Annotated in this window: 9 protein-coding genes; 3 read left to right on the top strand and 6 right to left on the bottom strand. The window is 74.0% G+C overall.

Annotated elements, in window-relative coordinates; all coding sequences use genetic code 11:
* Nucleotides 1–113: 113 nt before the first annotated feature.
* From serA to AC0IY1_RS13165, 3 genes are all read left to right on the top strand, one after another.
* Nucleotides 114–1,361: a phosphoglycerate dehydrogenase gene (gene serA, locus AC0IY1_RS13155; RefSeq protein ID WP_055949143.1), complete on the top strand. Its 1,248-nt coding sequence runs from the start codon at nucleotides 114–116 to the stop codon at nucleotides 1,359–1,361.
* 148 nt (nucleotides 1,362–1,509) lie between these two features.
* Complete coding sequence (locus AC0IY1_RS13160) at nucleotides 1,510–2,091, top strand: sigma-70 family RNA polymerase sigma factor (protein ID WP_103709487.1); 582 nt, start codon at nucleotides 1,510–1,512, stop codon at nucleotides 2,089–2,091.
* Nucleotides 2,088–2,903 (top strand): anti-sigma factor, encoded by an 816-nt coding sequence (locus AC0IY1_RS13165; RefSeq protein ID WP_471770081.1) that lies wholly within the window; start codon nucleotides 2,088–2,090, stop codon nucleotides 2,901–2,903. The genes AC0IY1_RS13160 and AC0IY1_RS13165 overlap by 4 nt, the downstream gene beginning before the upstream one ends.
* Nucleotides 2,904–2,937: 34 nt before the next feature.
* Here AC0IY1_RS13165 and AC0IY1_RS13170 read toward each other — a convergent pair whose 3' ends face one another.
* The 6 genes from AC0IY1_RS13170 to AC0IY1_RS13195 form a co-directional block, all read right to left on the bottom strand.
* On the bottom strand, nucleotides 2,938–5,169 hold the full coding sequence (locus AC0IY1_RS13170) for a xanthine dehydrogenase family protein molybdopterin-binding subunit (RefSeq protein WP_471770084.1): 2,232 nt from the start codon (nucleotides 5,167–5,169) through the stop codon (nucleotides 2,938–2,940).
* Nucleotides 5,162–6,256: an FAD binding domain-containing protein gene (locus tag AC0IY1_RS13175; protein WP_471770087.1), complete on the bottom strand. Its 1,095-nt coding sequence runs from the start codon at nucleotides 6,254–6,256 to the stop codon at nucleotides 5,162–5,164. The genes AC0IY1_RS13170 and AC0IY1_RS13175 overlap by 8 nt, the downstream gene beginning before the upstream one ends.
* Nucleotides 6,253–6,771: a (2Fe-2S)-binding protein gene (locus tag AC0IY1_RS13180; RefSeq protein ID WP_103709421.1), complete on the bottom strand. Its 519-nt coding sequence runs from the start codon at nucleotides 6,769–6,771 to the stop codon at nucleotides 6,253–6,255. The genes AC0IY1_RS13175 and AC0IY1_RS13180 overlap by 4 nt, the downstream gene beginning before the upstream one ends.
* A 75-nt stretch (nucleotides 6,772–6,846) precedes the next feature.
* Nucleotides 6,847–7,293 carry a CopM family metallochaperone gene (gene copM, locus AC0IY1_RS13185; protein WP_471770089.1) on the bottom strand — a complete coding sequence of 149 codons (447 nt, stop codon included), beginning with the start codon at nucleotides 7,291–7,293 and terminating at the stop codon, nucleotides 6,847–6,849.
* A gap of 55 nt (nucleotides 7,294–7,348) precedes the next feature.
* Nucleotides 7,349–10,519, bottom strand: coding sequence for an efflux RND transporter permease subunit (locus tag AC0IY1_RS13190; protein WP_471770090.1), 3,171 nt, complete (start codon nucleotides 10,517–10,519; stop codon nucleotides 7,349–7,351).
* Nucleotides 10,520–10,530: 11 nt separating this feature from the next.
* Nucleotides 10,531–12,261 carry an efflux RND transporter periplasmic adaptor subunit gene (locus AC0IY1_RS13195; RefSeq protein WP_471770092.1) on the bottom strand — a complete coding sequence of 577 codons (1,731 nt, stop codon included), beginning with the start codon at nucleotides 12,259–12,261 and terminating at the stop codon, nucleotides 10,531–10,533.
* Between the last annotated feature and the right edge of the window lie 74 nt (nucleotides 12,262–12,335).

Genomic DNA, 12,335 nt, shown 5'->3' on the forward strand with positions numbered 1-12,335 from the left:
TCTCACACGGCCCATTCGGGCGCTGGCGTCACGGTCCCGACCGCGTCGCGCGGCCTTCGGGTCCGGCGCCCCATCCGCCCGCCACGGGCGCGAGATCCGAGAAGAACACGACCATGGCCGAAAGACTCTCCTTCCCGAAGGACAAGATCCGCGTCCTGCTGCTCGAAGGCATCAACGACAGTGCCGCCGAGCTGTTCGCCGCCGCCGGCTACACCAACGTCGTGCGCGTGGCCAAGGCCCTGGACCGGGAGGCCCTGCACGAGGCCCTGAAGGGGACGCACATCCTCGGCATCCGCTCGCGCACCCAGCTCGACGCGGCGGCCCTGGCCCACGGCGAGCGCCTGCTGGCGGTGGGCTGCTTCTCGGTGGGCACCAACCAGGTCGATCTCGAGGCCGCCCGCCACCGCGGCATCCCGGTCTTCAACGCGCCCTACTCGAACACCCGCTCGGTGGCCGAGCTCGTCATCGGCGAGATCGTGATGCTGCTGCGCCGGATCGTGCCGCGCTCGGTGGGGGCCCATGCGGGCGCCTGGGACAAGTCGGCCACCGGCTCGCAGGAGGTGCGCGGCAAGACGCTGGGCATCGTGGGCTACGGCAATATCGGCTCGCAGCTCTCGACGCTGGCCGAGGCGATGGGCATGCGGGTGGTGTTCTACGACCAGACCGACAAGCTGCGCCACGGCAACACCGAGCCCACCGACAGCCTGGAGACCCTGCTCGCCCAGAGCGACGTGGTCTCCCTCCACGTGCCGGAGACGCCCGAGACCCACAACATGATCGGCGCGGCCGAGATCCGGGCGATGAAGCCCGGCGCCTTCCTGATCAACAACGCCCGCGGCACCGTGGTCGACCTCGACGCCCTGGCCGGGGCCCTGCGCGACGGCCACCTGCGGGGCGCCGCCGTCGACGTGTTCCCGGTGGAGCCCGGCTCGAACCAGGAGCGCTTCGTCAGCCCGCTCCAGGGCCTGCCCAACGTGATCCTGACGCCGCATATCGGCGGCTCGACGGAGGAGGCGCAGGAGCGCATCGGCTCCGAGGTGGCGCGCAAGCTCGTCGATTACTCCGACATCGGCTCGACCGTCGGCACCGTGAACTTCCCGCAGGTGCAGCTGCCCGCCCGTCCCACCGGCACCCGCCTGATCCACGTCCAGCGCAACATCCCGGGCATGCTGGGGCGCCTCAACGACACCTTCGCCCGGCGCGGGGTGAACATCGCGGCGCAGTTCTACCAGACCGACGGCGAGGTCGGTTACGTGGTGGTGGAGACCGACGTCACCGATGCGGATGCCGAGAGCCTGCTCGAGGAGATCCGGGCCCTCGACGGCACCATCCGCGCCCGCCTGCTCTACGAGCGCCGCTGACGGGCCCGCACAGTGGCGCACCGGCGCCGCCTCGGTTAACCTGTGTTGAGACGCTCCCGCCCGACGGACCGTCGCCGGACCGACCCCGCGCGCGCCGGATACAGAGGAAGCCCAGCCGTTGCGTGCCAGTCCCCTGCGTGACGGTTCCCTGCATGGTGGTCCCCCGGCGGACGATCCGGCGCGTGGCGATGCGATCCTGGCGGATCTGATCGCCCGGATCGCCCGGCGCGACGAGGCCGCCCTGCGCACCCTCTATGATCGGACGGCCCCGAAACTTCTCGGCGTCGTCCTCCGTATCCAGTCCGATCGCGGCATGGCCGAGGACGTGCTGCAGGACGTGTTCCTGCGCATCTGGCAGAAGGCCGCCTCCTACAGCCCGGCGGCCGGACGGCCGCTGGCCTGGCTCTGCACCATCGCCCGCAACCGGGCGATCGACGGGGTGCGGCGGCGGAGCGAGACGCAGGGGCCGGTGACCGAGGACGGGGAGGATTGGGTGGAGCGGCTGGCCGACCCCCACGACAGCGAGGGCACGATCCTCGGGCGCAACGCGCTCCAGGCCTGCCTCGGCCGGCTCGAGGCGCTGCACCGCGACTGCATCGTGCTGGCCTATTGCGAGGGCCAGTCCCGGGAGGATCTCGCCCTGCGCTACGACCGTCCCGTGAGCACCATCAAGACCTGGCTGCATCGCGGCCTCGCGACCCTGCGCGGCTGCCTGGACGGTGCCCCATGACCCCCGATCCGGAGGAGCGCGACCTGCGCCTGGCCGAGTACGTGCTGGGCACCCTGCCGCTGCCCGAACGGGCGGCGGTGGATCTCGAACTCGCCGTGGACCCCGCCGCCCGGGCGGCGCGCGACGCCTGGGAGCGCCGCCTCGCGCCCCTCGCTCTCGGGGCGCCCGCGGTCGCGCCGGGGCCGGAGGTCTGGCCGGCGATCGCCCGGCAGCTCGCGGCCGACGGTCCGCTTCCGGCCCCGTCGACGGCCGTCCACCCCGGAGGCGATCTCGGACCCGCCGCCAACGACGACCGCATCGGCGCCCTGCAGGGGGCCCTGCGGCGCTGGCGCCTGACCGCCGGCGCCGCGGCCGCCCTGGCGGCGGGGCTCGCCCTGGTCATCGCGCTCGGCGGACCGCGTCCCGGCACGGGGCCGGGCGAGGCCGACGGGCGCTACGTCGCGGTGGTCAGCAGCGGCGGCGAGGCGCCGGCGCTCCTCGTCAGCATCGACACCCGGGCCGGGACCGCACGGGTGCGCCCGGTGGGCGCGCAGGCCCCGGCGGGGCACAGCCTGGAGCTCTGGTACGTCGGCGCCGGCGCGGCCCCGAAGACCCTGGGTCTCGTCGGCACCGACGCCAAGGTGCTGGACAAGGCGCTGGGCATGGCGCTGGGCAAGGAACTGGGCAAGGAACTGGGCAAGGAACAGGGCAAGGAACAGGGGTTGCCGGCCGAGGCCGGCACCTTCGCGGTCTCCGTCGAGCCGGCGGGCGGCTCGCCCACCGGCCAGCCGACCGGGCCGGTGGTCTATTCCGGCAAGCTGATCCGCGAATAGGCGTCGGCGGAGCGGGCCGCCGGCGTCCTCCGCCTCACCCCAGCAGCCGGTCGAGGGTGATCGGGATGTCGCGCACCCGCACGCCGGTGGCGTGCCAGACCGCGTTGGCGATGGCGCCGGCGGTGCCGGTGATGCCGATCTCGCCCACCCCCTTGATGCCCAGCGGGTTCACGTGCGGGTCGTGCTCCTCCACCAGGATCGCCTCCATCGCGGGCACGTCGGCATTCACCGGGATGTGGTACTCGGCCAGGTTCCCGTTCATCACCCGGCCCGAGCGCGGGTCGAGCACCGCGTGCTCGTGCAGGGCCAGGGACACCCCCCAGATCATGCCGCCGTAATACTGGCTGCGCACGAGCTGCGGGTTGATGATCCGCCCCGCCGCGAAGGCGCCGACGAGGCGCGTCACCCGGATCTGGCCGAGGTCGGGATCGACCTTCACCTCCGCGTAGACCGCCCCGTGCGCGTGCATCGCGTAGGCCTTTCGCGTGGCCGGGTCGCCCGCACCCTGGCCCTTGGCCTCGACGGAGGTCCGGCCGGCACGGGCCAGGATCTCGCCGAAGGCTTCGGAGCGGGCGGGGTCGTCCCGGCGGGCGAGGCGCCCGTCCGCGGCGGTGACGCCGGCATTCCCGGCGCCGTACAGGGGCGAGGCCCGGTCGTTGACGGCGAGGTCCGCCAGGGCGGCGATGGCCGCCCGGGCGGCGTTGTCCACGGCGGTGCCGCTGGTGGCGGTGCCGGTGGAGCCGCCGGCCAGGCCGCCGTTCGGCAGGTTCGAATCGCCGATGCGCAGCTCGACCTGGGTGATCGGGAGGCCGAGCCCGTCGGCGCCGATCTGCGCCAGCACCGTCCAGGCGCCCTGGCCCATGTCGTGGGCGGCGGTCTCGATCAGCGCGGTGCCGTCAGCCCGGATCGTGGCGCGGGCCTCGCCCTGCATCATCCCGGCCGGGTAGGTGGCGGTGCCGAGGCCCCAGCCGACGAGGAGCCCGTCGGCGTCGCGCATCTGGCGCGGTTGCCGCGGGCGGGAGGCCCAGCCGAAGCGTGTCGCCCCTTGCGCGTAGCATTCGCGCAGGGCCTTCGAGGAGAAGGGCCGGTGGGTGATCGGCTCGACCTCCGCGTAGTTGCGCAGGCGGATCTCCAGGGGATCGAGGTCGAGTTCCAGGGCCAACTCGTCGAGGGCACTCTCCACCGCGACGCTGCCCGAGGCCTCGCCGGGGGCCCGCATGAAGATCGGGGTGCCGATATCGGCCCGGGAGACCGCGTGCGTCGTGGCGATCGCCCCCGCCGCGTAGAGGTGGCGCGAGAGGATGCCGGAGGGCTCGACGAAGTCGTCGTGCCGGCTCGTCAGGGTCAGGGTGTGGTGGTCGAGGGCCGTGAGGGTGCCGTCCCGGGCGGCGCCGAGCTTCAGGGTCTGGCGCGTGGCGGCGCGGTGGCCGACCGGGCCGAACATCTGCTCGCGTCGGGTCACCAGCTTGACCGGGCGCCCCACGAGCTTCGCCGCCATGATCCCGAGGATCTGCGGCGCGGCGATGAAGCCCTTCGAGCCGAAGCCGCCGCCGAGATAGTGGCAGACCACGTGGATGTTCTCGGGGGGAATGCCGAACAGCCCGGCGAGCCGGCCCTTGGCGATCCAGAGGGCCTGGGTCGGCGTGTAGAGGGTCAGGCGGTCGCCGTCCCACGCGGCCACGCTGGCATGGGGCTCCAGGGCGTTGTGGTACTGCGCCGCCGTGTCGTAGGTCGCCTCGATCCGGGTCTCGGCGGCCGCCATGCCGGCGGCGAGGTCGCCCGAACCTTCGTCGGTGGCCGAGCCGGCCCCGATGGTCTCGGGGCGGAAGACCTCCCCGGCCCCCAGGGCGACGCTGACGGGCTCGGATTCGTAGCGGGGCGCCAGCAGGGCCGCGCCCTCGGTGGCAGCCTCCAGGGTCTCGGCGATGACCACCGCGATCGGCTGGTTGGCGTAGCGCACGCCGTCGTTCTGCAGGAGGTCGAGGCGGAAGGCGAACGGATGGTCCTTCAGGTCCGGCGACTTGGCGAGCGCCGGGGCGTTCCGCGGCGTCATCACGGCGACGACGCCCGGATGGGCTTCCGCCGCCGCGACATCGAGATGGGCGACTCGGCCGCGGGCGACCGAACTCACCGCCATCACGGCGTGGAGCAGGCCTTCGGGCTTGACATCCGCGCTGTAGCGGGCCGCCCCGGTGATCTTGGCGTGGCCGTCGCGCCGGGTGAGCGGCTGGCCGATGGAGGCGCCGTGGCGCTGACGCTCAGGCATGCACGGGGGCTCCGGCGAGAGGGCTGGGGGCGGAAGGATTGGGAGCGGAAGGATTGGGAGCAAAGGGGCTGGCCGGCAGCGCGGGGACGCGGTCCGGGGTGCCGGCGGCCGCGCGGGTGAGCGCGCGGACCACGATGCGGCGGGCGAGCTCGATCTTGTAGGCGTTGTCGCCCGAGGGCCTGGCGTCCGCCAGCGCCGCCTCGGCCGCCGCGGCGAAGGTCTTGGGCGTGGGGGCGGCCCCGGCCAGCAGGTCCTCCGCCGCCCGGGCGCGCCAGGGCTTCAGGGCGACGCTGCCGAGGGCGATGCGGGCCTGCCCGATCCGGTCGCCGTCCATCCGCAATCCGACCGCCGCCGACACCACCGCGAAGGCGTAGGAGGTGCGCTCGCGGACCTTGAGGTAGCGGCTGTGCCCGGCGAAGGCCTCCGCCTCGGGGGGCAGGGTGACGGCGACGACGAGGTCGCCGGGTTCCAGCACGGTCTCGCGCTCCGGCGTGTCGCCGGGCAGGCGGTGGAACGCCTCCAGGGGCACGGAGCGGGGGCCGCCGGGGCCCGCGATCTCGACGCTGGCGTCGAGCGCGGCGAGGGGCACGCAGAAGTCGGACGGGTGGGTGGCGATGCAGTGCTCGCTCCAGCCGAGCACCGCGTGGCTCCGGGTGACGCCGCCGAGCGCCGCGCAGCCGGCGCCGGGGTCGCGCTTGTTGCAGGCGCTGGCGGTGTCGTAGAAATACTGGCAGCGGGTCCGCTGCAGCACGTTCCCGGCGGTGGTGGCGGCGTTGCGCAGCTGGCCGGAGGCACCCGAGAGCAGGGCTTCCGCCAGGGCCGGGTAGCGCTTGGCGATGACGGGATCGTGCGCCAGGGCCGCGTTGCGCACCAGCGCGCCGATCCGGGTCGACCCGTCCGTGCCGCGCTCGATGCGGTCGAGGCCGGGCAGGCGGGTGACGTCCACGAGGGTGTCGGGCCGGCTGATCCCGCCCTTCATCAGGTCGACGAGGTTGGTGCCCGCGGCGAGATAGGCCGCCCCGGGCCGGGCGGCGGCGGCCACCGCCTCGGCGACGCTCGTCGCGCGGATGTAGTCGAAGGCCTTCACGCTGCATCCTCCGCCAGCTGGCGGCCGGGCAGGACGTCCGGCCCCGTGAGCGCCGCATGGGCGGTGAGCACCGCCTCCGTGATGCCCGCATAGGCGCCGCAGCGGCAGAGATTCCCGCTCATGCCCTCGCGCACCCGCTCGGGGTCGCCCCCGGTCTGGCCCTCCTGGATCAGCCCGACCGCGCTGAGGATCTGGCCCGGGGTGCAGAAGCCGCACTGGAAGCCGTCATGCTCCAGGAAGGCGGCCTGGACCGGATGCAGGGCCTCGCCCGCGGCGAGGCCCTCGATCGTGGTGATCGACGCCCCGTCGTGGCTGACGGCGAGCGCCAGGCAGGCATTCACCCGGACGCCGTCGAGCAGGATGGTGCAGGCGCCGCACTGGCCCCGGTCGCAGCCCTTCTTGGCCCCGGTGAGGTCGAGGCGCTCGCGCAGGAGGTCGAGGAGGGTGACGCGCGCATCCTCCAGGACGACGCTGCGGCGCGTGCCGTTCACGGTCAGCGTGATGGGAAAGCTCATGCCGGGCTGTCTCCGCCGTGGCTTGTCTGGAACCGGTCCAGATAGAACCGCGACGCTTCCCGACCAGGGGGCGCGTCAGCGCGCGGCTGCCGGCGCCTCCGCCTCCGCCCCCGTCTCCTTGCGTTTCAGGATGGCCTGCATCTGCGCGATCTCGGTGTCCTGTGCCTTGACGATGCGCTCGGCGAGCGCGCGGACCTCCGGGTCCTTCGAGTATTGCAGGGCGACCCGGGCCATCGCGATGGCGCCGGCGTGATGCGGGATCATGCCGGCGGCGAAGTCGCGGTCGACGTCGCCGGAATAGCGGATCTCCATGTCGCCGTGCATGCGCATGGCGGCGTCCTGGAACGCCTTGGTGGAGGGGGAGGCGGCCCCGGCCTTGGCCGGCGGCGTGTGCGTGTGGCCCGGCGTGCCGTGGCCGTGATCGTGCCCGTCACCGGCGTGATGGGGGTCCGCCGCCGCCGGGGCGGCGCCCGCCAGCGCGAGGAGCGCGAGGGCGGCGAGCAGGTGGGGCGCGGTTCTCATGCAGGGTCTCCGTTCGCGGAAGGTCAGGACGGGGCAGGATCCCAACAGGACAGGTTCAGAACAGAGCCGGAGCGGGTGCCCCGGCGGCCTGGTCCGGCGCGGGGGCGCCCGCGGCCGGTGCAGGGGCAGCGCCCTGCGCCGCCTGCAGGCGGGCGAAGGCGCCCCGGCCGAAGCGCAGGACGAGGACGGGGGTGAGCACCGCGTCGAGGAGGGTGGCGCTGAACAGGCCGCCGAAGATCGTCACCGCGACGGGGTGGAGGATCTCCTTGCCGGGCGCCGTGCCGTCGACGAGGAGCGGCACCAGGGCGATGCCGGCCGCGAGCGCCGTCATCAGCACCGGCACCAGCCGCTCGTTGCTGGCCCGCAGCACCAGGGCCGGCCCGAAGGGCAGACCCTCGGTCAGCCCGAGGTTGAGGATGTGGCTGATCTTCAGGATGCCGTTGCGGGCGACGATGCCGGTGAGCGTCACGAAGCCGATCATCGAGGCGACCGAGAGGGGAAGCCCGGCGACGAAGAGCGCCGCGACGCTGCCGATGAGGGCCAGCGGCACGTTGCCCATGACGATGAGGGCCAGCACGCCGGAGCGGTAGCGGCTCGCCAGCAGGGCGAAGACCAGGGCGAGGGAGACGAGGCTGAGGAGCCCGATGGTGCGGGTCGCCTCCCCCTGCGCCTGGAACGCGCCCTCCAGGCTCGCGGTGATGCCCTGGGGCAGGGGGGTCCGCGCCAGGGTCCCGGCGATGGCGGCGGCCACCGCCGAGCCGTCGGCGCCGGGCCGGGTGTTGGCCTGGACGACGAGGCGCCGCCGTCCGTTCTCGCGCAGGATCTGGTTGGGCCCGTCGCGCTCGGTGATGTCGGCCAGCGCATGGGCCGGGACCCAGCCGGTGGGCGTCTCGATGAGGAGGTCGCGGAGCGCCGCCACCGAGCGGCCGGATTCGGGCAGGCGCAGGGTGACGTCGTAGCGGCGCAGGCCGTCCACCAGGGTCGAGACCACCCGGCCGTTGGCCAGGCGGCTCACCGCCTCGACCACGGCACCGGGGGCGATGCCGTAGAGGGCGGCGCGTCCGGAATCGACCCGGACCTCGAGCTGCGGGATCCGGACCTGCTTCTCGACGGACAGGTCGGCGATGCCGGGAATCGTCTCGAACGCGGCCGTGAGGGCTTCGGCCGTGCGGCGCAGGCCGTCGAGGTCCTCGCCGAACAGCTTGAGGGCGATCTCGGCCCGGACGCCCGAGAGCATGTGGTCGAGGCGGTGCGAGATGGGCTGGCCGACATTGAGCGAGACCGGCAGCACGCCGAGGCGCGCCCGCAGATCCGCCACGACGGTCTCGCGTGGCCGCCCGCCGGGCTTCATCGCGATCTCCAGGTCCGAGGAGTGCACGCCCTCGGCATGCTCGTCGAGCTCGGCGCGGCCGGTGCGGCGCCCGACCTGGGCCACCTCCGGGATGTCCAGCACCAGCCCCTCGGCGATGGCGCCGATCCGGCTCGATTCGGTGAGCGAGAGGCCGGGCATGAAGGCGAGGTTGACGGTGAACGAGCCCTCGTTGAAGGCCGGCAGGAAGGCCCGCGGCAGCGTGGTGGCGGCATAGGCCGCGGCACCGACGCCCAGGATGGCGGCCGCCATCGCGGCGCGCTGGTGGCCGAAGGCGAGCACGACGAGGCGGCTGTTGCCGGCCTTGAGCCAACGGATCAGCCGGCCCTCCGGCGCCTCCAGGGTCTTCAGGCCGGGGAGCAGCCAGGAGGCGAGGGCGGGGGTCAGGGTGAGCGAGACGAGAAGGCTCGACAGGATCGCGATGATGTAGGCCTGCCCCAGGGGCGCGAAGAGCCGGCCCTCGATGCCCGACAGGGCGAAGAGCGGCACGAAGACCAGGCAGATGATCACCGTGGCGTAGACGATGCCGGAGCGGACCTCGTTGGAGGCCGCCACGATCACCGCGAAGGCCGAGCGGGGCGTCCCCCCATTCAGGTTCTCTTGCCGGTTCTCGCGCAGGCGCCGCAGGATGTTCTCGACATCCACCACCGCGTCGTCGACGAGCTCGCCGATGGCGATGGCGAGGCCGCCCAGGGTCATCGTGTTGATGGACAGCCCCAGGGCGGAGAAGATCGCCGCCGTGGCCAGGATCGAGACCGGGATCGCCGTGAGCGAGATCAGGGTGGTGCGCGCGTTCATCAGGAAGGCGAACAGCACCACCGCCACCACGGCGACGGCCTCGAGCAGCACCTGCGCCACGTTGTGCAGGGAGGTCTCGATGAAATCCGCCTGCCGGAACAGCACCTTGTCGGCCTTGATGCCGGGCGGCAGGCTGGGGCCGAGCTGGGCCAGCGCCTCTTCCACGGTCTTCGTCAGCCGCACCGTATCGACGCCCGGCTGCTTCTCCACGGAGACGATGACGGCGGGCTTGCCCATGTAGCCGCCATCGCCGCGCCGGGGCCGGGGTGCGAAATCCACCTCCGCCACCTGCCGCAGGTAGACCGGCCCGCTCGGGGTGCCCAGCACGAGGTTGCGCAGGTCGTCGAGGTCGATGGTCCGGCCGATGGCGCGGATCAGCACCTCGCGCGCCCCCGCATCGGTGAAGCCGCCGCCCGCATTGGTGCCGAAGCCCTCCAGGGCCTGGGTCAGGCTGGCATGGGTGACGCCGAGCGCCCGCATGGCGGCGGGGTTCGGCGCCACCCGGAACTGGCGCACCGCGCCGCCGATCGGGATGACCTGCGCCACCCCGGGGATCGCCAGCAGGCGCGGCCGGATGGTGAAGTCGGCGGTCTCGCGCAGGCTCATCGGACTCGCGGTCTCGGAGGTCACCGCCACCAGCAGGATGCCGCCCATGATCGACGAGACCGGCCCCATCTGGGGCATCACGTTGGCGGGGAGTTCCGAGCGGGCCAGCGCCAGGCGCTCGGCCACGAACTGGCGGGCGCGGAAGAGGTCGGCGTCCCAGGCGAATTCCACGGTGACGATGGACAGGCCGATGCCCGAGACCGAGCGCACCCGGGTGACGCCGGGCAGGCCGTTCATCCGGGTCTCGATCGGGTAGCTGACGCGCTGCTCGACCTCCGGGGGGGCGAGCCCCTCGGCCTCCGTCATCACCGTGACGGTGGGGCGGTTGAGGTCCGGCAGCACGTCCACGGGCAGGCGCGTGAGGGCGAGGAGCCCGGTCAGCACCAGGGCGGCGGCCAGCGCCACCACGAGCAGGCGGTTGCGCAGGGACTGCGCGACGATGGTCTCGAACATCGGGCGGCCCTTCAGCGGATCTGGTCGAGGAGTTCGGCGCCCTGGACGACGACGCGGCGCCCGGCCGCGATCCCGTCCTCCACCAGCATCCGGTCGGCATCCAGCGGCGCCACCCGCACCGGGCGGCCCATGAAGCGCTCGGCGCTGACATGCTCGTAGACGAGGCTGCCGCCCTCCGCCCGCACCACGCCGGAGCGCGCCACCGGCAGGCCGGGGCGGGCCTGGCCGACGGGCGCCAGCACGGTGACGAACTGGCCGAGGCGCAGGCCCTGCCCGTCGCCCGCGATGGCGAACTGGACCGGCACCGCCTGGTTTCGGTCGGCGAGGCCCGTGCCGCGATAGGCGAGCTGCAGAGTGCTGCCGTCGCCCAGCCGCGCGGTGGCCCGGCTTCCCTCGGCCAGCGCCTCGAAGCTCAGGGCCTCGACCCAGAGCTTGGCGGGATCGACGATGCGGTAGACCACCGTGCCGGGGGCCGCCATGGCGCCTGCCACCGCGTTCGCCTCGGCGATGACCCCGTCGACGGGGGCGACGAGGGATTCGGGCTCGCGCCGGATGGCGTCGAGGGCGGCGCGGCGGTCCCGCAGGCCGCCGAGTTCCGAGCGGGCATCGTCGAGCTGGGTCTGCGCCACCGCGCCCGTGGTGGAGAGCCGCTCGAAGCGCCCGACACGGCGCTCCAGGATGGCGATCTGCTGGTCGAGCTCGCCCTGGCGCTGGCGCATGTCGGAGACGTCCACCGCCTGGACCGGCGGGGTCACGGTGGCGAGCACCTCGCCGCGCGCCACCCGGGTGCCGAGGCGGGGAAAGCCGCGCTCCGGCGGCGCCAGCCGGCCGCCCACGGAGGATTGCACCACCCCGCTGGCATTCGGGTCGGGAATGATCCGGCCCGGCAGCTCGACGCTGCGGGTGACGGACGCCTCGGCCGTCAGGCCGGTGCGCAGGACCAGCAGGCGCTGAAGCGACTTCGGCACGAAGACCGAGCCGTCGGGCAGGCGCCGCGCCCGCTCCATCAGGGTGCCGCCGGTGAGCGCCGCCGGGGTGACGGGCGGTGCCTTGGCCTCGTGCGCGTGGCCCTCGTGCGCCTGTGCCGCGCCGCCGAGGAGCAGGGCCAGCACCAGGGTCGCCCCGACCGCCAGGAGGCCGACGAGGACAGAGCCCGCGCGCCGCCGGCGCGCCAGGGCGAACACCCCGAGCCCCAACAGGAAGCCGCCGGCCGCCAGGGCCGCGGGGTTCTGCCGGGCGAGGCGATCGGCCAGCCCCGTGGCGGTGGCCGCGGCGGCGGCGCCCGGGGCCGACGGCGCGGCGGCCGGAGCGTCCGCCGGGGCGGGCAGGTGGAGGTCCAAGTCGAGGAGATCGGTGCGGCCCTCGGCGGAGACGCCGACGACGAAGTCGTGGTCGTCCCCGGTCGCGAGCCAGGGCGCCGCGAGGCGGTAGGTGCCGGGCGCGGTCTCGGCGGCCTTGCGCCGGCCCTCGGGCGTCATCACGGCGACGCTCGCCGCCGGGACGGGCGCGTTGGTGGCGACGGCATCGAGGTAGAGCACCAGATCGGTGCCCTGCACCACGGCGACGAGCTCGAAGCGCTCGGAGACGGCCTCCGCCCGCGGGGCGGTGGCGGCCGGAGCCGGCGGCGCCCCCGCGCCATCATCGTGGCCCTCATGGGCGAGGGCGGGCCCGGACAGGGCGGGGAGCGCGAGGGTGACGAGGACGGCGAGCGCGCGCAGGGCGGCCGCGGGGCAACGGAGCATGGACCGGGATTCTTTCGCCGAGGAGCACGGAACGACGTCCCGGCCTCGCCCCTCCATCGGGAAGCGCGAAAGCC

Source organism: Methylobacterium sp. AC690, from assembly GCF_979256535.1.

Excerpts from the sequence above, each read along its gene's own strand:
- AC0IY1_RS13190 (WP_471770090.1), bottom strand. The coding sequence starts at position 10,519 with ATGTTCGAGACCATCGTCGCGCAGTCCCTGCGCAACCGCCTGCTCGTG.
- AC0IY1_RS13170 (WP_471770084.1), bottom strand. The coding sequence starts at position 5,169 with ATGCCTGAGCGTCAGCGCCACGGCGCCTCCATCGGCCAGCCGCTCACC.
- AC0IY1_RS13195 (WP_471770092.1), bottom strand. The coding sequence starts at position 12,261 with ATGCTCCGTTGCCCCGCGGCCGCCCTGCGCGCGCTCGCCGTCCTCGTC.
- AC0IY1_RS13180 (WP_103709421.1), bottom strand. The coding sequence starts at position 6,771 with ATGAGCTTTCCCATCACGCTGACCGTGAACGGCACGCGCCGCAGCGTC.
- serA (WP_055949143.1), top strand. The coding sequence starts at position 114 with ATGGCCGAAAGACTCTCCTTCCCGAAGGACAAGATCCGCGTCCTGCTG.
- AC0IY1_RS13165 (WP_471770081.1), top strand. The coding sequence starts at position 2,088 with ATGACCCCCGATCCGGAGGAGCGCGACCTGCGCCTGGCCGAGTACGTG.
- copM (WP_471770089.1), bottom strand. The coding sequence starts at position 7,293 with ATGAGAACCGCGCCCCACCTGCTCGCCGCCCTCGCGCTCCTCGCGCTG.